Source organism: Pseudoalteromonas sp. S3785 (assembly GCF_005887365.1).
Taxonomy (GTDB): Bacteria; Pseudomonadota; Gammaproteobacteria; order Enterobacterales; family Alteromonadaceae; genus Pseudoalteromonas.
Genome location: NZ_PNCT01000058.1, coordinates 1 through 21,131 on the forward strand (window position 1 = coordinate 1; position 21,131 = coordinate 21,131).

The 21,131-nt window shown below is 41.2% G+C and carries 18 protein-coding genes; 15 read left to right on the forward strand and 3 right to left on the reverse strand.

Translation table 11 applies throughout. The annotated features are described in order from the left end of the window. Positions 1-342: 342 nt before the first annotated feature. From CWC17_RS15030 to CWC17_RS15055, 6 genes are read left to right on the forward strand one after another with little or no spacing between them, the layout of a single operon-like run. Positions 343-951 carry a PilZ domain-containing protein gene (locus tag CWC17_RS15030; protein WP_138613798.1) on the forward strand — a complete coding sequence of 203 codons (609 nt, stop codon included), beginning with the start codon at positions 343-345 and terminating at the stop codon, positions 949-951. 57 nt (positions 952-1,008) lie between these two features. After that, positions 1,009-2,064 carry an agmatine deiminase family protein gene (locus tag CWC17_RS15035; protein WP_138613800.1) on the forward strand — a complete coding sequence of 352 codons (1,056 nt, stop codon included), beginning with the start codon at positions 1,009-1,011 and terminating at the stop codon, positions 2,062-2,064. Continuing rightward, a complete protein-coding gene (locus tag CWC17_RS15040) occupies positions 2,061-2,954 on the forward strand; it encodes a carbon-nitrogen hydrolase (protein WP_138541971.1) in 894 nt (297 codons plus the stop codon). The genes CWC17_RS15035 and CWC17_RS15040 overlap by 4 nt, the downstream gene beginning before the upstream one ends. 51 nt (positions 2,955-3,005) lie before the next feature. Continuing rightward, positions 3,006-6,479, forward strand: coding sequence for a transcription-repair coupling factor (gene mfd, locus CWC17_RS15045; protein WP_138613802.1), 3,474 nt, complete (start codon positions 3,006-3,008; stop codon positions 6,477-6,479). Beyond that, positions 6,479-7,315 carry a peptidoglycan binding protein CsiV gene (locus CWC17_RS15050; RefSeq protein WP_138541973.1) on the forward strand — a complete coding sequence of 279 codons (837 nt, stop codon included), beginning with the start codon at positions 6,479-6,481 and terminating at the stop codon, positions 7,313-7,315. Before mfd ends, CWC17_RS15050 begins: the two co-directional genes overlap by 1 nt. A gap of 17 nt (positions 7,316-7,332) precedes the next feature. After that, positions 7,333-7,584, forward strand: coding sequence for a DUF3862 domain-containing protein (locus tag CWC17_RS15055; RefSeq protein ID WP_138613803.1), 252 nt, complete (start codon positions 7,333-7,335; stop codon positions 7,582-7,584). 58 nt (positions 7,585-7,642) lie between these two features. Here the strand turns inward: CWC17_RS15055 and CWC17_RS15060 are convergent, their stop codons facing one another. The 3 genes from CWC17_RS15060 to CWC17_RS15070 form a co-directional block, all read right to left on the reverse strand. Next, on the reverse strand, positions 7,643-8,995 hold the full coding sequence (locus tag CWC17_RS15060; RefSeq protein ID WP_055018365.1) for a hypothetical protein: 1,353 nt from the start codon (positions 8,993-8,995) through the stop codon (positions 7,643-7,645). A 104-nt stretch (positions 8,996-9,099) separates the two neighbouring features. Then, entirely contained in the window at positions 9,100-11,682 is a 2,583-nt protein-coding gene (locus CWC17_RS15065; RefSeq protein WP_138613805.1) for a TonB-dependent receptor, read from the reverse strand. A 657-nt stretch (positions 11,683-12,339) separates the two neighbouring features. Next, positions 12,340-12,765 carry a hypothetical protein gene (locus CWC17_RS15070; RefSeq protein ID WP_138541207.1) on the reverse strand — a complete coding sequence of 142 codons (426 nt, stop codon included), beginning with the start codon at positions 12,763-12,765 and terminating at the stop codon, positions 12,340-12,342. Between the two features lie 339 nt (positions 12,766-13,104). Here CWC17_RS15070 and ccoN point away from each other — a divergent pair, with 339 nt between their 5' ends. The 9 genes from ccoN to CWC17_RS15115 all read left to right on the forward strand — a co-directional run bounded on the left by ccoN (position 13,105) and on the right by CWC17_RS15115 (position 21,097). Then, positions 13,105-14,538 (forward strand): cytochrome-c oxidase, cbb3-type subunit I, encoded by a 1,434-nt coding sequence (gene ccoN, locus CWC17_RS15075; protein WP_004588826.1) that lies wholly within the window; start codon positions 13,105-13,107, stop codon positions 14,536-14,538. A gap of 12 nt (positions 14,539-14,550) precedes the next feature. Beyond that, on the forward strand, positions 14,551-15,225 hold the full coding sequence (ccoO, locus tag CWC17_RS15080) for a cytochrome-c oxidase, cbb3-type subunit II (protein WP_004588825.1): 675 nt from the start codon (positions 14,551-14,553) through the stop codon (positions 15,223-15,225). 5 nt (positions 15,226-15,230) lie between these two features. Further along, positions 15,231-15,416: a CcoQ/FixQ family Cbb3-type cytochrome c oxidase assembly chaperone gene (locus tag CWC17_RS15085; RefSeq protein WP_004588824.1), complete on the forward strand. Its 186-nt coding sequence runs from the start codon at positions 15,231-15,233 to the stop codon at positions 15,414-15,416. Then, complete coding sequence (gene ccoP / locus CWC17_RS15090; RefSeq protein ID WP_054982343.1) at positions 15,413-16,447, forward strand: cytochrome-c oxidase, cbb3-type subunit III; 1,035 nt, start codon at positions 15,413-15,415, stop codon at positions 16,445-16,447. Before CWC17_RS15085 ends, ccoP begins: the two co-directional genes overlap by 4 nt. A 141-nt stretch (positions 16,448-16,588) precedes the next feature. Continuing rightward, positions 16,589-17,080: a FixH family protein gene (locus CWC17_RS15095; RefSeq protein ID WP_055015667.1), complete on the forward strand. Its 492-nt coding sequence runs from the start codon at positions 16,589-16,591 to the stop codon at positions 17,078-17,080. An 8-nt stretch (positions 17,081-17,088) separates the two neighbouring features. Next, positions 17,089-19,464 carry a heavy metal translocating P-type ATPase gene (locus CWC17_RS15100; protein WP_138613807.1) on the forward strand — a complete coding sequence of 792 codons (2,376 nt, stop codon included), beginning with the start codon at positions 17,089-17,091 and terminating at the stop codon, positions 19,462-19,464. Next, positions 19,461-19,628, forward strand: a complete 168-nt coding sequence (gene ccoS / locus CWC17_RS15105) for a cbb3-type cytochrome oxidase assembly protein CcoS (RefSeq protein WP_055015669.1) — start codon at positions 19,461-19,463, stop codon at positions 19,626-19,628. The genes CWC17_RS15100 and ccoS overlap by 4 nt, the downstream gene beginning before the upstream one ends. Next, positions 19,621-20,292: a sulfite exporter TauE/SafE family protein gene (locus CWC17_RS15110; RefSeq protein WP_138613809.1), complete on the forward strand. Its 672-nt coding sequence runs from the start codon at positions 19,621-19,623 to the stop codon at positions 20,290-20,292. Before ccoS ends, CWC17_RS15110 begins: the two co-directional genes overlap by 8 nt. Positions 20,293-20,359: 67 nt before the next feature. After that, positions 20,360-21,097 carry an FNR family transcription factor gene (locus CWC17_RS15115; RefSeq protein WP_138541204.1) on the forward strand — a complete coding sequence of 246 codons (738 nt, stop codon included), beginning with the start codon at positions 20,360-20,362 and terminating at the stop codon, positions 21,095-21,097. Positions 21,098-21,131 lie beyond the last annotated feature (34 nt).

Genomic DNA, 21,131 nt, shown 5'->3' on the forward strand with positions numbered 1-21,131 from the left:
AAACAGACTGATACCAATACGCATAAGAAAGGGAACTAATATGAGGATAGAAAAACGTGTTGATAGCAAGGCAAAAAATTCGCTATTTAGTTGTTCTAAATGAGAGTTTTTTAACGAAGGTAGCGACACGTTTAGCCCCTAAAAATGATTAAGTATTATTGCGGATTGGTATAAGCACTCCCAGCGCTAATTAATCAATACCCAAGCGGCTGATGTTAGGATGACATTGGCCGCTTTTTTATTACTAAAAACCACGTATAAACAAAGTATTTAACGTTTTTATCTGCTAGCAATTTACTCCCCACAACGCTACTATTTAATGAATACGCAGTGGAGATAATTATGAACAGTCAAAGATTAAGCGAATTTGAAGAGTACTTTCAAATAAATGAAAGCATTCGGGTAAACTTATTTGCTGTAGAAAACCAGGCAGTCCCGCAATCTCAACTCGCACTTGAAGACGACATACCTCCTCTATTTAAGCTAGCTAACGAAGTTAGTGAACTTGAACAAGCCTCATTAAGACCTTTAAGAAACTTAGGCGATTTAGCACAAGACCTGGCGTCTTTTTTACAGGCTCAGTCGCGTAAAATTGATTTAATAATGAGCCACATTTTAGCTTCAGAGCAGGCTCAAGATAATGCTATTCAGTGTGATAGCTATGGCGGAGGCGGCATTCGTTTTACCTCTACTGATGTATACGCAATAGGCCAAGCTTTTAGAACAAAGCTATTTTTGCACCACGAAGCCTCAGCCGTTTACTGCTATACAGAAGTGGTGGCCGTTGAAAAGCAAGACAGCGAACACTACCAATACACATTACTGTTTACTGCAATAAGAACCACAGACCAAGAATTAGTTGTAAGAGCCAGCTTACATGCACAAACACGCCAGCTAAAAAAGCGCCAAGAACTCGAGCAAATTGAAGATGATTCAAGCAGCGATAAATAGCTGACATATGCATGTAAAATGCTAAACTAGCGCCACCGTAATTTGTATAAAAACTTCATGAACTTTAGACTTTTACCTGAATGGGCTGAGCAAGACGCCATTATGCTTACCTGGCCCCATGCACAGACCGACTGGGCTGATACGCTTGAACGCGTGGAGCCTGTATATGTTGAGCTTGCAACGCATATCACAGCCGTGCAGCAGCTTGTTATAGTTGCCCATAACGCGGCACTTAAAAGCCACATTACTGCCTTGCTAAAAAAAGCGAATATAGACTTAGACCAAGTGCACTTTGTTGTTACACCAACAAACGATACGTGGGCGCGTGATCACGGCCCTATTACCTGCGCAAATATAAACGACCCTCGCCAACTTAAAATTTACGACTTTATCTTTAATGGTTGGGGTAATAAGTTCGAAAGTGCCCTGGATAATAAAATTAACGCCGTACTGGTTAACAAGCTAGGCAATAAAGCTAATCAATACCAAGCCCTTGATGTAGTACTTGAAGGCGGCGGTATTGAAATTAACGAACACGGTGTACTGCTTACAACCAGCGAGTGTTTACTGAACAAAAACCGCAACCCAGATTTATCATCAGACGATATTGAGTCAATTTTAAAAACGCATTTAGGCGCAACTGACTTTTTATGGGTAGATCATGGCTATCTAGCCGGTGATGATACCGACAGCCACATTGACACACTGGTACGCTTTGCGCCAAATAATACCCTTGTATATGTTAAGTGCGATGCGAAAGAAGATGAGCACTTTAATGCATTAGATGCGATGGAAAAACAGCTACAAAGCTTTAAAACACAAAATAATACCCCATATACATTAATTGATTTGCCATGGCCAAAACCGGTGTTTGATGATGACAACACCCGATTACCGGCAACATACGCAAATTACTTGATTATCAATAATACGGTTTTAGTTCCTACGTATAGCGATGACAATGACGCACTGGCACTCGCGCAAGTTCAAAAAGCGTACCCAACGCACACTATTATTGGCGTTAATTGCCTACCTATTATTGAACAATTTGGTAGCTTACATTGCATTACCATGCAATTACCTCGTGGATTTTTAGCTGGAGCAGCACAATGACAAGCCCTGCAAAATTAACCGTTGCCCTAGTGCAGCAAACTAACAGTGATAATGCCGAGCAAAATATGGCTAAGTCGATTGCTGGTATTCGTGATGCTGCTAAGCAAGGCGCACAGCTTGTGGTTTTACAAGAGCTACATCGTAGTCTGTACTTTTGCCAAACAGAAGATGTGGATGTATTTGACCTAGCCGAAACAATTCCGGGCCCAAGCTCAAATACATTGGGTGAGCTTGCCAAGGAGCTAGGTATTGTTATTGTGGCTTCACTGTTTGAAAAGCGTGCCACTGGGCTTTATCACAATACCGCTGTGGTACTTGAAAAAGACGGCAGCATTGCGGGTAAATACCGTAAAATGCACATTCCTGATGATCCGGGCTTTTACGAAAAATTTTACTTTACCCCTGGCGATCTAGGCTTTGAGCCAATTCAAACCTCAGTAGGTAAATTAGGTGTATTAGTGTGCTGGGATCAATGGTTCCCAGAGGCGGCGCGTTTAATGGCTATGGCTGGCGCTGAGGTATTAATTTACCCAACCGCAATTGGCTGGGATCCCCGTGATGAAAGCGATGAACAAACACGCCAAAAAGACGCGTGGGTTATAAGCCAGCGTGCGCATGCGGTTGCCAACGGCGTACCTGTTATCAGCTGCAACCGTGTAGGCCACGAAAACGACCCTAGCGGACAAAGCGAAGGTATACAATTTTGGGGTAACTCGTTTATTGCAGGCCCTCAAGGCGAAATGCTCTCAGAGGCAAACAATACTGATGAGCAAATTTTAGTAGTAGAACTTGATCAAAAAGCCTCAGAAAACGTAAGACGTATATGGCCGTATTTACGCGACCGCAGAATTGATCACTATCAAGACTTAACAAAAATTTACCGAGACTAAATAACTGCATGGCGTTTGTGAGCAAGCGCCAACTAAAAAATGGAGCACTAAATGGCGTTTGAGCAATGGGCAGCCTTGCCGTGGGTAAAATCTCAAAAAGATAAAATTCAATGGGGGCAGCTAACTGGTAGTGCATTAAGTATAGCCATTGCAGAAGGTGTAAAACAGCAAAACGATTTAGTGCTTATAGTTACACCAGATACGCCAAGCGCATTGCGACTTGAAACCGAGCTCGAATACCTATTGCCAGACAACCCAGTAATGGTATTCCCTGATTGGGAAACCTTACCCTATGACCACTTTTCTCCGCACCAAGATATTATTTCAGCACGCTTAGCCACGTTAAACACATTAAAGAACGAGCAGCAAAGTGTACTGATAGTGCCTGTGTCTACCTTAATGTTACGCACTGCGCCCGCGTCGTTTATTTATGGCTCTACCCTTAATTTTAAAATAGGCGATAAGCTCGACACCCATCACCTGCGCAGTAATTTAGAACAAGCAGGGTATTTAAATGTACAGCAGGTAATGGAACACGGTGAATACGCAATACGTGGCTCCATTGTTGATTTGTACCCGATGGGCAGTGTCCATCCTTTTAGACTCGACTTTTTTGATGATGAAATAGACTCAATTCGTTTGTTTGATGTGGAAACTCAGCGCTCAGATGAAAAGGTAGATAAAATTGAGTTATTACCTGCGCATGAATTTCCAACCAACGAGTCAGACGTTGAGCGTTTTAGAATAAATTATCGCGATAAATTTGGTGCCAGCTCAGAGCAAGACTCTGTTTATATGCAAGTAAGCAAAGGTACGTGGCCTGCCGGCATTGAATACTACATGCCGTTGTTTTTTGAAAAGCTTGCAACCATTTTTGATTACTTGCCAAACACCACTACGGTTATGCAATTAGGTGATTTAGAACACGCCGCAGAGACCTTTTGGCACGATGTAAACGTACGCTATGAAAACCGTAAAGTCGATCCCCTGCGTCCACTGCTTGCGCCCAGCGAGTTGTATCAGCCTATTAATGAGTTGTTTTCTAATTTAGGTGAGTTTGCGCGAATACGCTTATCACAAGCTAAGTTGCCTACTAAAGCGGGCAACAAAAACTTAAATGTAAGCGAGCTGCCAGCGGTAAGAATCGATCACAAACAACACGAACCCTATGGCGCATTTATAGAATATGTTGCAGCGCAAAAAAAGAAAAAAAGCCGCATATTACTCAGTGTTGAATCTGATGGCCGACGCGAATCATTATTAAGTGTGCTCAAACCAAGTGGCTTAAAATTTAAAGAGTTTGAAAATTTAACTCAGTTTACCCAAAGCCAAAGCGATGTAGGGCTAATTGTAAGCCCGCTTGAGCAAAGTGTAGTACTAGGCAGTAAGCCGAGTCTGTCGATAATTACTGAGCAAGAACTGCTTGGTATTAAAGTATCGCAGCGCAGGCGCCGTAAACATAAATACGAAGCAAGCCAAGATGCGCTCATACGTAACTTAGCCGAGCTTAAAGAAGGCCAGCCAATTGTTCACCTCGATCACGGCGTGGGCCGATATCAAGGGCTGCAAACAATTGACGCCGCTGGTGTAATCACTGAGTTTGTTACCATCACCTATGCTGGTGAGGCAAAGCTATATGTGCCGGTATCGGCACTGCATATGCTAAGCCGTTATTCTGGCGGTGAAGAAGCAAGCGCCCCACTGCATAAACTGGGTTCAGACGCTTGGGAAAAAGCTAAAAAACGCGCCGCTGAAAAAGTACGTGACGTAGCCGCAGAGCTATTAGATATTTACGCACAGCGCCAAGCAAAGCCTGGTAATAAATTTGCACTTGATGGCCAAAGCTACCGCCAATTTAGCGACAGCTTCCCGTTTGAAGAAACGGACGATCAACGTAACGCAATCGAAGCCGTGCTTGGCGATATGCAATCTAAGCTCGCTATGGACCGTTTAGTATGTGGTGATGTAGGCTTTGGTAAAACAGAAGTGGCTATGCGCGCCGCATTTGTAGCGGTTAACGATAATAAACAAGTAGCCGTGTTAGTACCTACAACCCTACTTGCTCAGCAACACTATGAAAACTTTAAAGACCGCTTTGCCGATTTTCCTATCGAGGTGGGTGTGCTTTCGCGCTTTAACTCAACTAAAGAGCAAAAAGATACCCTAGAAAAAATGGCTGATGGTAAGCTCGATATCGTCATTGGTACTCATAAACTCATACAACAAGATATTAAATTTAGTGATTTAGGTTTACTGATTGTTGATGAAGAACACCGTTTTGGTGTGCGACAAAAAGAGAAAATAAAGTCACTACGTGCTGATGTAGATATATTAACGCTTACCGCCACGCCTATTCCGCGTACGTTAAACATGGCAATGAGCGGTATGCGCGATTTATCGATTATTGCCACCCCGCCTGCTAAGCGTTTAGCGGTTAAAACCTTTGTACGCCAACGCGACAGCGACTTAATACGCGAAGCCATACTGCGTGAAATAAAACGCGGCGGCCAAGTTTACTTTTTACATAACAATGTAGAAACCATTGAGCGCGTATCGCAAGAGATTAGCGAATGGGTGCCAGAGGCAAGTGTTACCTCTGCGCACGGGCAAATGCGCGAGCAAGAGCTTGAGCAAATAATGACGGACTTTTACCATCAAAAGTACAACGTACTGGTATGTACCACCATTATTGAAACCGGTATTGATGTACCTACTGCAAATACCATTATTATGGACAGAGCCGATAAACTTGGCCTTGCTCAGTTACACCAATTACGTGGGCGTGTAGGACGTAGCCACCATCAAGCGTACGCATACCTTTTAACCGGCGATGCTAAAGCACTTTCTAAAGATGCCACCAAACGCTTACAAGCAATTGAGTCGTTGGAAGATTTAGGCGCAGGTTTTGCCCTTGCTACACATGATTTAGAAATACGTGGTGCGGGTGAACTATTAGGCGACGATCAATCAGGGCAAATGCAAACCATTGGCTTTAGTTTGTATATGGAAATGCTAGAGCAGGCAGTTAATGCCCTTAAAAATGGCAAAGAGCCAACGCTTGAAAACCTGCTTCAGCAGCAAACTGAAGTTGATTTAAAACTCCCTGCCTTATTACCTGATGATTACATACACGATGTTAATGCGCGTTTAGGTATGTACAAGCGCATAGCAAGTTGTGCTAACCTTGCCGATATGGACGAATTACAAGTAGAGCTAATAGACCGTTTTGGCTTATTACCTGATGCCACTAAAAACCTATTTAGTATGCAGCAACTAAAAATGCGTGCAAGCGATTTAGGCATTACAAAAATAGAGGCAAACCCTAAAGGGGGTTACTTTGAATTTAGCCAAAATACCAAGGTTAATCCTAGCTTCATCATAGGCTTGATACAAAGTGCACCCCATGTGTACAAAATGGATGGCGCAAATAAATTGCGCTTTGCAATTAATGAGGTAAACCCTCGTGAACGCTTAAAAATGGTCACTGCAATGATTGCAGATTTCGAAAAAAAGGTTAGCCATTAATGTTGCTAAAAAAATCGCTTATCGTGTTATGTTGCTTATTTAGCAGCACCGCAATTGCAGAACGTTGGTTTGAAGTAGAAGTGCTGATATTTAAACAGCGCCCTGCCCCCTATTTACAAGAAGACTTTAGCTTAAAGCACGAGCCCATTAAGGCGAAAAATACCTTAGAGTTACTGACCCCTTTATACACAGAGCAAGCAATGCAGGCATGTATAGATGGCGATAGTCGCTTTCAAAAACGCACCTTTACCGACTCTTTAGTTAATGCCAACCCGCAATCGGGTGTATGTGATAACAGTATCGACTTTATGCAAAGTTACGACGAGTTGCCCGTTACGCCATTGGCACCGCCGCAAGACACAATGGATGAGCCTTACCTACTGGCACCCGAGCAATTACAATTTAACGCTCAGCGCCGAGAGCTTGACCGCAAAGGTTTAGACCCGCTACTACATACCGGCTGGCGCTTTGAAGGGGTAAGTAAATCGCGAGCGCCAAGCGTACACTTAATTTCTGGGGAGCATATAAAGCGCGATGTTAACACCACGCCAAATTATGCAAACCCCGACTTTATTAGCCTTGTTCAAAGTAAACCACAGCTGTTTGATACCTCTGATCAACCCCTAAGCTATTGGGAGTTAGATGGTTTATTTAAAATACATTTACGCCACTACCTGTACATAACGGCAGAGTTTGACGTAAACGAAAAACTACCTAATGGGGATATTGAATCAGCCCGCTTTTCACAATTTAAACGTGTCATTAGTGGCGAAATCCATTACTTCGATCATCCTCGTATGGGCATGATTGTACAAATACGTAAGTATAAACACTAAATCAATAGGACATAACAATGAAAAAATTCCTGATCATCGCAGCAGCGCTAAGCTTGGTAGCTTGTTCAAAAGTAAGCCTAGAAAACTACGAAAAAATTGAAGTTGGCATGGATAGAGCCGAGGTAGAAGCGATTTTAGGCTCTGCTGATAACTGCGTAGAAAAAACACTGCATACTAACTGTGTTTGGGGTGATGAGTCTAAAAACATCGAAATCACACTTGTTTCAGACAAAGTAACGATTTATTCAAAGCATGGTATTACAAAGTAACACTGCGCTGTATTAGCTTAGTTTACATAACTCTATGGGATAGCCGTGCTATCCCTTTTTATTTTTTAGAGTAAATAAGTTCAATATTAACTATTTTACTGCGATTAAGCGTGATTTTGTAACGTTGATATAAGGTTCTTTCCTCGTCTTTTAATACCATCACCAAATTTAACTGGTATCGTCTTTCAACCGCTTGCTTTGATATTTTATTGCCATCTAAATGATACAGCTTGCCCTCGCCGCGTTTTAAATACCGTGCAAAAGGTGCCAAATTAAAACGCATACTTTGCTGTAGCGTGTCGTAGCCAGGTAAAAATTCTTTAGCCGAAACACGTGTTTCACTAGCAAAATGAAGCCACTGCGCGGCTAATTTGTTTTGCTGACGCCGTTTTGAAAAGATTGTTTTTACTTCGCTGGGGATTTTTTTAAAACGCATGTATTCAAGCCAAACAAACTGGCTTGCCACCCGGTCTTTCGTGATGCTGTTTTTAAATACAAAGCGCCATTTGGGGCGCCCCCGCACAATAGCACGCCAAATTACCCGCGTAATATCTTCTTTAAATATTTCACGTAGCCCGTAAATAACCCCTAATATTAAAATAAGCGTGGCGGTAACTTCGGTAAAGGTTGAACGTGCATTTAGTATAACCACCATCACAAATGCCATAATAACCGCTGTTACTGTGCCTTTCACTAAACGCTTTAAGTAACTATTTAAATAACGCGTATTGCGATGCAAAATAACGCCGTGCTCTATAAGGCGCTGCAGTAAACGCATTTTATTAGTAATGCGGTTACCATCTTGTAGCGTGGTTTCTGAGTTGTAATTTTGCTCAAACCGATATGTATTTTCGCTTTTACAAAATTGCAGTAAATCGTTGCGCTCTTTAGCAAAGTCACTACTGCGTGGGCCTTCATCTAGTAGTTTTAAAAACGACTGCTCAACATGCCAACTTAAATAGTTATCCGCATTGGTGTAAAACGGGACTAGCTTTTCATCATCAGGGGTATACCTGCGCAGCTTTTTTAGCAGCCCTTCACTTTGTTCAAACAGCTCTTGTGCGCGGGCGTAAAAAGCCTCTACCTCTTGAATTTTTAACGCATCTTTAATATCAGCATCGAGCGCTAAACGAACCTGATAGCAGTACAAATTAAGGTTTTGACGGTAATCTTGCTGCTCACCTTTGTTTTTACTAACAAAGCGGCTACGCACTAAAGGTAAGTGTATGTTTTTAGCGTTATAAGCTAAGTGCGATTTAAAGTGGTTATTAAAATAAGACTCTTCACTGAGGGTTTGCGCGTTGATACCCATTTCGTTGGGAATAGAAAAGTACAAGTCGATACGTTGCTCAGAGCGAGGGGTTAGCTCTGGTTCTATGACAAAAGATAAATTTTCGTCTTGTTTTAACAATCAGTTCTCCTTCTAATAATGTATTTAAGTGTACTTGTCTCCTTTGTTTTGTTCAATAAAAAAGGCCCAGTAAACACTGAGCCTTAATACGATTAATGTGCTAATTAAAACTTAACGTTTACACCAGCAAATACACGGCGACCTAATACATCGTATGTGTACGGGTCAGTGTTAGAGTCGTTATTACCAGTGTAGTAAGGAGGTTGCTTATCAAATAAGTTATTTACACCAGCAGATACAGACACAGTCTCATTAAAGATGTAAGCACCGCTTATGTCATGGTATACAACTGAAGGCGTTGTAGGCGCATAACATGATGAAACATCGCTTTGACAGCTGTAGCTATCCATTCCTGCAATGTAGCGCGCTTTGTAGTTTGCATTCCAAGCATCGCCTTTGACAGTTAGCTCAAAGTTAGCTTTAACATCTGCATAACCACCGATGCCAGAAGTAATTAAACCAGCGTAATCAATGCTTGATTCAACAACGTCTACTAGGTACTCGTCTAGGTAAGTAACATCTAATGATGTATTCCATGCAAGACCCGCTGCATCAAATGTGTAGTTTAAGTTTAAATCGTAACCTTTAGTTTGCTCGTAACCTACGTTTTGAAGTTGGTTATTAAAAGCAATACGGCCAGTGCTTTGGTTAAACGATAGCGCAGCTGAGCTACATAACGCAGTACCTTGATTAGCTAATGAACCATCTGATGCTAGACATGAATCAACAATGTATTGGTTGTTAACGGTAGCAATAGCATTTTCAATTTCAATGTCGTAGTAATCTAACGTCATTGAGAAACCTTCAAACCACTCTGGCTCGTACACAATACCTGCTGTTAGCGTATCAGCTTCTTCAGGCGTTAATTGGTCATTACCACCTACTGTTACTTCTGCCTGGTCTTGTGCACCTTCGAAGCTAACTTGTTCGAAAGACGGTGAATTACCAGAGTAAAGCTCAGCTACTGTAGGTGCACGGAATGCTGTAGAGCGAACACCACGAAGCATTACTTCGTCGTTTACACGCCAAGTTAAACCCAATTTCCATGTTTCGTCAGAGCCGAATGTGCTGTAATCGAAAGCACGGATTGCAGTGCTTAGTTCAACGTTTTGCGCTAAGAACGCATCGCTAACTAAAGGAATTGCAAGCTCTAAGTACGCTTCATTTACGTCAAAACGACCGCTTGTAGGTTCAACACGTGGGTCGTTTGCAAGACCTTGGGACGTGATTGAATCTGGGATGTACCATGCTTTTTCTTCACGGCGCTCAACGCCCGCTGCAAACCCTACGTAACCTGCAGGAAGTTCCATTACTTCACCCGCTAATGAAGCAGTGAACATTAGTAATTGGCTACCACCTGAATTTTGCTCTGTGTAAACGTAGTCGCTTAAGTTCTCAGCAGACCAAGAACGTTGCAAAAGAGGGTTAAAGTCACCCGCTTCAATATCATCTTGGATAGAACCCATGTTGTGTAGGTTGCTTAAACGGTCTACAGAGTCATTACGACCGAAAATTACAGACACATCCCAATCGTAACCGCTATCTAAGTAACCAGCCGCACCAACAACTGTACGTACAGTATCAACAACTTGTGAAAAATCACGAGTACCTGTGTCTGTCATACGACGACCGTAAGATACTTCATCACCGTAGTTGATGTTGTTGTTAGTTAACGAGTTACCCATTTCTTCAGTATAATCAAAGTCAAACCATACTGGTTGTGGTGCCATTTGTTGCTCAGACCAACGCTTAGAGTAAGTAAACTCAGAGTATAAACGTGTGTCATCAGTAAGATCGAAGCTACCAATACCTGTAAGGTTTAAACGACGCATAGGCGTGTATAGGTAGCTGTCTGATGAGTAGTTGTACGCATCATCAGAACCAAAGTCATGCCAGCCGTTGTCTGCTTGACCTTGTAGTGATTCATCACCTGACCATACGTGACCATTTGGCGTGTATGAAGAACCAGAACAGTAAGGTGCACTGCCGTCGCCATCTTCAGTTAAAGGACAGTCTGAGAAGCTACGGTCTGCTTGAGAAGCGTCACCACGGTCAGTGTATTGAAGACCAATTACAACGTTACCACGGCCAAAGCTACCACCCATAGTGATATCGAAAGACGTTTCATCAGCATCACCTTCAGTAGTGATTGCAGATTTAACGTTTAAATCTAAACCTTCAAAGTCATCTTTTAAGATGATGTTTACAACACCTGCAACCGCATCAGTACCGTATACTGCAGATGCACCATCTTTAAGTACTTCAATGTGCTTAATCATAGACACTGGGATAGTGTTTAAATCAACAGTCGAAGCAGCACCAGTACCTGAGTTGATCATACGACGGCCATTTACAAGTACTAGTGTACGTTGTGAACCTAAACCACGTAAATCAATAGAAGCATTACCACCAGAACCATTGTTAATACCCGGGTTGGTCATTGCACCACCCGTAGCAGTCATTTTTTGTAATACGGAATCAACCGAAACTGCGCCGGTTGCAGCAATGTCATCTGCACCGATTAAAGTAACTGGGCTAGCGGTTTCCATATCTGCGCGCTTAATGCGAGAACCCGTTACTTGAATTTTTTCAATAGCGTTTGCGCCATCTTCGGCCGCTACTACTTGCATACTTGAGAACATTGGGATTGCTGCGATTACAGCTAAACCAAGAGTTGATTTTTTCATGAATAAACCCTACTTGTTGGAAATTTACCTTGATTGGTAATGCTCACTTTTTATAAGAATTGTGAGTCAGGGGGGCAACTTAGGCTCAGTTAACTGAACAAAAACTTAACGACAGGTGAACGTATATACAACAGCAAAAAAGAATAACCATAAAAGGTACAAAGGTTATTGATTGTTTCAGTGTTAATTAAAAAAAACAGATTTCAACCAATAACTTAAACAACTCCCCAACCAATAAAAACACACCTGAAATCAAAGTTATTCAGATTGTAATCAAATGTAATCAACCTATAAATATCCCCTTTTTAGAAAAATTAACATATTAATCACAGCGCATTAGTAAAACCGTAAAGGTGTAATAAATTTACTAACCATAAATATGCAAATTTACTGATTAAATAGTCTGATTAAGCTATTTGTTTGGCTTTTTTGGGTCATATTTTTGTTCAGCGAGGCTTCAACGTTTGATTGGAACAAGCGTAATTGTTTAAATGAGTGAGACTTATGAAAGGCTAGGTAGATGGTTTTCGCTTTTCAGGTACAATTACACAACATAAAACAGGTTATGTAACTAAGTAAGCTCTAAAAGCACGTTATTTAATAGGGTATTTTATTACTTGCTATGCTTTAAAATAAAAGTGTAAAAATAATGCCTATTTAATACGTTACGTAAAAATTATAAAAATGGGTGATTGACTCGCCAGTTTGAATGTTGCTTAAATTAAGCACAAGTTGCCACAACATATTTTGCTCTGAGCATATCCCCACCATAGTGTCACTTTTATAAATAGTTGCTTCTTTAGTGAACTTTTGCGGAATAAAACCCATATACATAGTTATACTTTCAAGCTTAGCGTTATCTATTTTTAGGTGGGCGGGTAAATCAAGGTAAATACTAAAGGGGGTTTCGGGGGTAATGTTTTTATCACTTAACCATACTTTAACACCGGTGTTGTAAATACAGTGCTGATTTGGGTCGCAATTTGTTTTTAGCAGCGCTTTTTGATCTGTTTGGTTGGCATTGTCACAACCTGTTAATACAAAAAACAGAATAAAAAACAAAGTAAATCTATATATATGCATAACAAATCCGCGCTAAATAAAAACAAATCTTAATTAGCATGCTTTGAAATAACAATAGCCAGTGTGATGTTTGGTTAATATAGGTACAATCTGTATCAAAAAATAAACAACAAACTCACAAACTTTGATTGATGTCATAATTTTATGTAATTGACCTATCTTTTTTAGGCCAAAAAATTTATCATTTCACCCGCAAAAAATAAGGGTTTCTCGAGTTTGTTTTCTGAAGCATTCAGGCTTTGAACGTTTTAGGTAATACGCTTGAGGAAAATAGTAGGCCCCACTTTAAACGGTGGGTAATTCATTTCTAAACGCATTTATTGCAGCGGAAGCCAGAAAATGAGCCAAACAGTAGCATCACAAACTGAGTATAACTATAAAGTTGTACGCCAATTCGCTATTATGACAGTGATTTGGGGCATCGTTGGCATGAGTATTGGGGTTCTGATTGCTGCCCAATTAGCTTGGCCAGCACTTAACTTTGATACACCATGGTTAACATACTCTCGACTACGTCCGTTACATACGAACGCAGTAATTTTCGCATTTGGTACCAGTGCACTTTTCGCGACGTCTTATTATGTCGTTCAACGTACTTGTCAAACGCGCCTTTTCTCAGACAAACTCGCCGCTTTCTCTTTTTGGGGTTGGCAGCTTGTTATTGTATTAGCCGTAATAACACTCCCATTGGGTATTACTAGCTCTAAAGAATATGCAGAGCTTGAGTGGCCAATTGATATTTTAATCGCGGTAGTGTGGATAGTTTACGCAGTTGTATTTTTTGGTACGCTGATCAAACGTAAAGTATCGCACATATACGTTGCAAACTGGTTTTACGCTGGCTTTATTATTACTGTTGCAGTGCTTCACATTGTAAACAGCATGGCAGTGCCTGTGTCGTTAACTAAATCATACTCAATCTACGCGGGTGCTGTAGATGCTATGGTTCAGTGGTGGTACGGTCATAACGCTGTAGGTTTCCTACTAACAGCTGGTTTCTTAGGTATGATGTACTACTTTGTACCAAAACAAGCTGGTCGCCCTGTTTACTCTTACCGTTTATCGGTTGTTCACTTTTGGGCACTTATTTCTCTTTACATTTGGGCTGGTCCTCACCACCTTCACTACACAGCGCTTCCTGATTGGACGCAAAGTTTAGGTATGGTTATGTCTATTATCTTATTCGTTCCATCTTGGGGTGGTATGATTAACGGTATTATGACGCTTTCTGGCGCATGGCATAAGCTTCGCACCGACCCAGTACTTCGTTTCTTAGTTGTTTCATTGTCTTTCTACGGTATGTCTACGTTTGAAGGCCCAATGATGGCGATTAAATCTGTAAATGCATTATCTCACTACACAGATTGGACTATTGGCCACGTACACTCAGGTGCACTTGGTTGGGTTGCAATGATTTCAATTGGTGCTATCTACCACCTTATTCCTGCGTTATTCGCACAAGGTCGTATGTACAGCGTTAAATTGGTTAACACCCACTTCTGGTTACACACTGTAGGTGTTGTACTTTACATTGTTGCAATGTGGATCTCAGGTGTTATGCAAGGCCTAATGTGGCGTGCAGTTAACTCTGACGGTACATTGATGTATAGCTTTGTTCAGTCTTTAGAAGCATCACACCCATTCTATATTATGCGCTTTGTAGGCGGTGTATTCATCGTTACAGGTATGTTAGTTATGGCTTACAACGTTCTGCGTACAATTTCAGCTGAGAAAGAATCTCTGAAGTTAGACGCGCAAGCACAATTAGCATAACGGAGTGAGATGATGAGCAATAAAAATTCACAAAACAAACATGAAATAGTAGAAAAGAACGTTGGCCTAATGGCTATCTTGACTGTTTTTGCTATTAGTTTTGGTGCGTTAGTTGAAATTACTCCGCTAATGTTCCAAGACGATACAACCAAACCTGTTGAAGGTTTACGCCCACTTAACGCGCTTGAAATGGAAGGCCGTGACATTTATGTACGTGAAGGTTGTTACAACTGTCACTCACAAATGATTCGTCCTTTTCGTGATGAAGTTGAGCGTTACGGTCACTACTCTGTAGCGGGCGAATCAGTATGGGATCACCCTTTCCAATGGGGTTCAAAACGTACTGGTCCTGACCTTGCTCGTGTAGGTAACCGTTACTCGGACGATTGGCATTATGCACACTTAGTTGACCCACGTGCCGTGGTTCCTGAGTCGAACATGCCAGGCTTTCCTTGGTTAGCAGAGACAAAGGTTGATACCAGCCTGACTCTGAAAAAACTACAAATTTTCCGTGATACTTTTGCTATTAACCCAGAAAACCCTAAACACCCGGGTTTAGGTTATGGCAGCGACGAAGAGCTACAAGCAGATGTTGATAAAGTTAACGCTATGAATAACGGCGAAGGCGCAACAGAAATGCAAGCCCTAATCGCGTATTTACAGCAACTTGGCACCCACTTGAAGTAATTATTATGGATTACGGAACATACAGAGGCATTTTGACTCTGGTAATTTTAGTATTGTTTATTGTGATTGTTGTATGGGCATACAGCAAGCGTAGCAAAAACCGTTTTGATGACGCTGCTAATGCCATTTTTGAAGATGAAAAAAAACATAACAACACACTCTCTAACGAGGAAAAGGAGTCTGAAAAATGACTAGCTTTTGGAGTATTTGGGTTATTGTATTAACCCTAGCCTGCTTAATCATCATTTTTAGCCTATTAGTTTGGAACCTTAAAAACTATGCAGGCGTAAAAGAAGGTGAAGACTGCGGACATGAATATGACGGCATTACCGAACTAAATAATCCACTACCAAAATGGTGGACGTACATGTTCTTCGCAACATTTATTTGGTCGGTATATTACTTAGCTGCTTACCCAGGTTTAGGTAACTGGGAAGGCTTAGGTAAATGGACAAGCTCTAACCAAGGTATTACCTCTTTAGCTGAATCTAAAGAAGCCACGGCTAAAGCAAAAGAAGAAGGCCGCTATGTAAAACTTGATAAAGAATACGAAGCAGCACAAGAGCGCTTTGGCCCTATTTTCAACAAGCTTGCACAAGTACCCGTTTTAGATTTAGTTAACTCTAAATTTGAAGGTGATGCAGCGCAGCAAGTGGCTCTTGAAAATGGCGAAAAGCATGAGCAAACAGACGGTCAGTTAGCACTTGAAATTGGTCAGCGTTTATTCTCGCAAAATTGTGCACAATGTCATGGTTCAGATGCACGTGGTGCAACTGGCTTCCCTAACCTAACTGATAAAGACTGGTTATACGGTGGCTCACCAGACAAAATTAAAGAAACGCTTCTTTATGGTCGTGTAGCAGCAATGCCTTCTTGGAGTGCAGCACTGGGTGAGCAAGGCGTTAAAGAAATGACAGCGCACGTACTTAGCTTATCTGGTCGTACTGTGAACCAAAAGGATGCAGCCGCAGGTGCCGCCAAGTTTGCAATGTGTGCCGCTTGTCACGGTGCTGATGGTAAGGGCTCTGTAGCACATAACTTACCGTTTGGTGCGCCTAACCTAACGGATAACATTTGGTTGTACGGTGGCTCTCAACGCGCAGTTGAAGAAACACTTAACCATGGCCGCGCCGGTGTAATGCCAGCATGGAAAGATATTTTAGGTGAAGACAAAATTCACCTGTTAACTGCCTACGTTTATAGTTTATCGCAAGATAAATAAACACGGAGTTAACCATTAATTAATCTTATTATTTCAATAGATTAATCCAGATCAAAAAAGCCTCCAGTCGGAGGCTTTTTTTTAGTCTTTTATCAATATTTGCTATAAAATAGCACCACCTAAACTAATTTTAGAGCAACTATGCAACCTACTTCGTGGTATAAAAATTTTTGGCCTTGGTTTTTAATGTTTTTTCCGCTAGCGGCCATTATTGGGTGCATAACCTTAATTATTACTGCTGTGGGAAATGGCCCAGATATGGTAGTTGATGATTACTATAAAAAAGGTAAAGCAATAAACTTAGAGCTTACTAAGTTTGAAAAAGCCAAAGCCCTGTTTTTACATGGCAAACTTAATGTTACAAACGAACGTGCCAGCTTTGCCTTTACCAAAGGCGATTACAGTAACGTACACGCTTTAAAACTGTCTTTTTATCATCGCACTATTAAAGCGCATGACTTTGAAGCAACACTTACCCCTAATGCAAATAAAGAATTTACAGCCCTACTCGATAACTATACACCAGGTGCTTATTCTGTATTTATAGAGCCTGTAGATGGCAGTTGGAAGTTAAAAGAAAATATTACTCTTCCTACAGAGCAAGCGTTGTTAGTTACCCCAAATTATAAGTAGTCATCACTATGAGCGTTTCTTGCTTTCATTGCCTTGAAAGTGTGCCAAATGGATTTAGCGCAACCGTAACAATAGATAATACACCTCAGCCTATGTGCTGTATTGGCTGCCAAGCGGTTGCGCAAAACATTGTTGATCAGGGCATGACTGACTACTACAAATACCGCACTGTGCGCGCCGGTAAAGTAGAACAACTAGTGCCCGAGCAACTAGAATTTATTAAAAGCTACGACAATGAAGATATACAAGATGAGTTTATAGCTACAACCGATAACTTATCAGAGGTTTTATTGAGTGTTGAAGGCATTACCTGCGCCGCATGTGCTTGGCTTATTGAAAAACAATTACTGAGCTTAAAAACAGTTAAGCGCGTAGATGTTAACACTTCAACTAACCGTGCCATGATTCAGTGGGATAAAACCCAAACTCCGCTTAGCGACATTATCACCTCGCTTGCCAAAATTGGCTATAAAGCTTACCCCTTTCAGGCCGATGACGAAGCACAACAAAAACAACAAACAGCAAAAGCGTATATTCGCCGTTTAGGTGTTGCAGGCTTGATGACCATGCAGGTGATGATGTTTGCCTTTGCGATGTACTTTGGCATGTTCTCGGGTATGGATAGTAACTTTGAAGAATACTTTCGCTGGATAAGCCTAGTCCTTGCCTCCCCCGTTATTTTGTACAGCGCATTACCTTTTTTAACTAATGCTATTAATGGCTTAAAAGCAAAACAATTAAATATGGACTTACCCGTATCGTTGGCCATTTTTGGCGCATATAGCGCAAGTTGTTATGCCACGTTTATGCACGTAGGCGAAGTGTATTTTGAATCGGTTTGTATGTTTACCTTTTTGTTATTATTAGGCAAATATCTTGAATTTAGGGCTAGATTAAAAGCCAGCGAATTTACCGCAAACCTACAAAAACTGCTTCCTTTAACGGCCCGCACCCTTGATGATAAAGGCCAAGAGCACATTATCGCCGCTAAAAAACTCAAGCTTAATGATGTTATTCTTATAAAAGCAGGCGAGACGATTCCGGCTGACGGAGAACTAATCAAAGGACAAACGAGTGTTGATGAATCCATGATGACAGGTGAGCATCAGCCCGTAAATAAATTTGTTGGTCACAATGTATACGCAGGGTGTGTGAATCATGATGGCATTATAGAAATTAAAATTAATAAAGTTGGCCAAAATACCCTACTAAACCAAATTATACGTTTACAGCATAATGCCCTCACTAAGCGCCCTAAACTGGTAGAAATTACTGATAAAGTTGCACAGTGGTTTATTGCTTGCTTACTCGTTTTCGCCTCTATAACGGCTATTGGCTGGTACCAAATTGACCCAGAGCACGCATTTTGGATCACCATTTCTGTATTAGTTGCAACATGCCCTTGTGCGTTGAGTCTTGCTATACCAACAGCTTTAACTTGTGCTGTTGCAACGCTCACCCGCAAAGGGATTTTAATAAAACAAGCACATGTGCTTGAAACACTCTCAAAACTAACATTGTTTGCTTTTGATAAAACAGGCACGCTTACACAAGGCAAATTTAGTTTAGACGCCGTTGATATACTTGACACTCATCTCTCTAAAGAGGAAGTCCTTAATATTGCCGCCCAGTTAGAGCGCTACTCAGAACACCCCATTGCCAGTGCATTTAATAAATACGCCAACACAGAGCTTACTCTTACTAACGTTACCATTCACCCGGGGTTGGGCATCAGTGCGCAAAGCGGTACTGATCATTACGCTATTGGTAAAAGCGGCTGGTTTGATAGTAAAAAAACGAATGCGCAAGCAAGCCTATTTATAAATAAACGTGTAGTTGCCCGTTTTTACTTTATAGATAAAGTAAAAATGGGTGCTAATGAGCTTATAGCTAACTTACAAGCACAAAACTTAAGCTGTCATATGCTCACAGGCGATGCATCAGATGCGGGGCAAAAAATAGCAAAACAATTAAAGCTTAATAGCTGTCAAAGCGCTCTTTCACCTAAAGATAAACAAACCGCCGTTGAGCAGTGGTCATCACAAAGCGAAGTGGTCGCTATGGTAGGCGATGGCATAAACGACAGCCCTGTATTTGCTAGTGCACATTTGTCCATAGCCATGGAAACCGGTGCCGATATATCTAAAAACAGTGCCGATGTGGTGTTGTTAAATAGTGATTTAGTCTCTATTGCACACCTACTCAATGTTGCTAAACAAACGCGGCGAATCGTTAAGCAAAACCTGACCCTGTCTTTGGTGTATAATGCCTCTATTTTACCACTCGCAGCGCTTGGACTTGTGGCCCCGTGGATGGCGGTTATTGGTATGTCTGCCAGCTCAATTATTGTGATTAGTAATTCACTAAGGCTTTTAAAATTATGAGCATAATTTATATTTTAATCCCCATTGCTATTTTATTTGTAATTATTGCCATTGGCGTGTTTTTTTGGGCGGTTAAAAGCGAGCAATTTTCTGATCTAAATAAACAAGGTCATAGTATTTTGTTTGAAGATGATAAAGATCAGCATAATAAAAGTAATGATTGAGCCACTTTACACCAGCGCATTTTTAATGGGCTTAATTGGTAGCGGGCATTGCCTAGCTATGTGCGGTGGTATTGCCAGTTCATTGCAATTGGCCACGGACAAACGCCAATCTATTATTTATTCTTTTGCGTATAATGTTGGCCGAGCTTGTAGTTACATGCTTGCTGGAGCCCTTGTTGCGGGTATAAGCAGCCAATTTGCAAAACAAAATACGTTTTTTTCTGTCACGCTTTCATTCATTGCTGCTATTTTTATGCTGTTGGTTGGCGTGTATATTATGCGTATAGGACCTACTCTGCAATGGCTCGAAAAAATCGGGAAAACCTTTATTTGGCAGCACATTGTTAAGCTTAATAAGTATTTAATGCCAGTAGATTCAACAGCTAAAGCATTAGGCTATGGCGCTTTATGGGGTTGGCTGCCTTGTGGTTTGGTTTATTCTGCGCTTACCTGGGCAATGACCAGCCCTAGCGCATTTGACGGAGCCATAGTGATGCTTTGCTTTGCACTTGGCACCTTTCCGGCCATGATCACCCTAGGGTTAGCCGCTGAAAAGCTCAATAGTGTTATTAACCACCCATGGACGCGTATTGTTTTAGGCAGTATTATTATTTGGTATGGTATCTACCTATTGATTATTGCCAGCGACAAACTAGTACATTAATCGTCGCGGTATTAACCCTTTGGGTTTATTTTCAGTACTGTGTATAAAAATTAAAATGGATTAAATTATGGATTTCTCTCAAAGTCGCGCTAAAAGTAATTGTGCAATTAGCTGCAATAATTGCAGTATTAGCCAATTATGTTTGCCGTTTTCGTTAAATGGCCAAGAAATGGACAAGCTCGACGAAATCATTGAGCGCAAAAAGCCGCTTCACAAGGGTGACTACCTGTTTGAATCTGGTGCTCCTCTTAATGCTATTTATGCAGTACGCTCTGGCTCATTTAAATCGTATACACTGTCTGAGCAAGGGGATGAACAAATTACCGGTTTCCATTTAGCCGGTGATTTAGTCGGCTTTGATGCAATTAGCAAAATGGCTCATCAGAGCTTTTCGCAAGCCCTAGAAACATCAATGGTCTGCGAAATCCCGTTCGATACACTTGATGAGTTAGCCGGTAAATTACCCAAACTGCGCCAGCAAATTATGCGTTTAATGAGTAGCGAGATTACCTACGATCAAGAAATGCTGCTACTTCTTAATAAAAAGTCGGCAGAAGAACGCCTAGCGAGCTTTATTTATAACCTTTCGGAGCGTTTTGGCGAGCGTGGGTTTTCTCGCAAAGAGTTTAGATTTACCATGACTCGAGGAGAAATAGGTAACTATTTAGGTCTAACGGTAGAGACAATTAGTCGCTTATTAAGCCGTTTTCAAAAAGCGGATTTAATAAAGGTCGAGGGTAAATTTATTACTATTTTAGACTGCGACGCATTGGCAAAAACGGCAGCAATAGTTAAACCCTGCTAAGCTGACGCTTGTTGTAACTTTGATTTAGAACAAC

Coding starts and splice junctions, on each gene's coding strand:
- CWC17_RS15030 (WP_138613798.1), top strand. CDS start 343: ATGAACAGTCAAAGATTAAGCGAATTTGAAGAGTACTTTCAAATAAAT.
- CWC17_RS15035 (WP_138613800.1), top strand. CDS start 1,009: ATGAACTTTAGACTTTTACCTGAATGGGCTGAGCAAGACGCCATTATG.
- CWC17_RS15040 (WP_138541971.1), top strand. CDS start 2,061: ATGACAAGCCCTGCAAAATTAACCGTTGCCCTAGTGCAGCAAACTAAC.
- mfd (WP_138613802.1), top strand. CDS start 3,006: ATGGCGTTTGAGCAATGGGCAGCCTTGCCGTGGGTAAAATCTCAAAAA.
- CWC17_RS15050 (WP_138541973.1), top strand. CDS start 6,479: ATGTTGCTAAAAAAATCGCTTATCGTGTTATGTTGCTTATTTAGCAGC.
- CWC17_RS15055 (WP_138613803.1), top strand. CDS start 7,333: ATGAAAAAATTCCTGATCATCGCAGCAGCGCTAAGCTTGGTAGCTTGT.
- CWC17_RS15065 (WP_138613805.1), bottom strand. CDS start 11,682: ATGAAAAAATCAACTCTTGGTTTAGCTGTAATCGCAGCAATCCCAATG.
- CWC17_RS15070 (WP_138541207.1), bottom strand. CDS start 12,765: ATGCATATATATAGATTTACTTTGTTTTTTATTCTGTTTTTTGTATTA.
- ccoN (WP_004588826.1), top strand. CDS start 13,105: ATGAGCCAAACAGTAGCATCACAAACTGAGTATAACTATAAAGTTGTA.
- ccoO (WP_004588825.1), top strand. CDS start 14,551: ATGAGCAATAAAAATTCACAAAACAAACATGAAATAGTAGAAAAGAAC.
- CWC17_RS15085 (WP_004588824.1), top strand. CDS start 15,231: ATGGATTACGGAACATACAGAGGCATTTTGACTCTGGTAATTTTAGTA.
- ccoP (WP_054982343.1), top strand. CDS start 15,413: ATGACTAGCTTTTGGAGTATTTGGGTTATTGTATTAACCCTAGCCTGC.
- CWC17_RS15095 (WP_055015667.1), top strand. CDS start 16,589: ATGCAACCTACTTCGTGGTATAAAAATTTTTGGCCTTGGTTTTTAATG.
- CWC17_RS15100 (WP_138613807.1), top strand. CDS start 17,089: ATGAGCGTTTCTTGCTTTCATTGCCTTGAAAGTGTGCCAAATGGATTT.
- ccoS (WP_055015669.1), top strand. CDS start 19,461: ATGAGCATAATTTATATTTTAATCCCCATTGCTATTTTATTTGTAATT.
- CWC17_RS15110 (WP_138613809.1), top strand. CDS start 19,621: ATGATTGAGCCACTTTACACCAGCGCATTTTTAATGGGCTTAATTGGT.
- CWC17_RS15115 (WP_138541204.1), top strand. CDS start 20,360: ATGGATTTCTCTCAAAGTCGCGCTAAAAGTAATTGTGCAATTAGCTGC.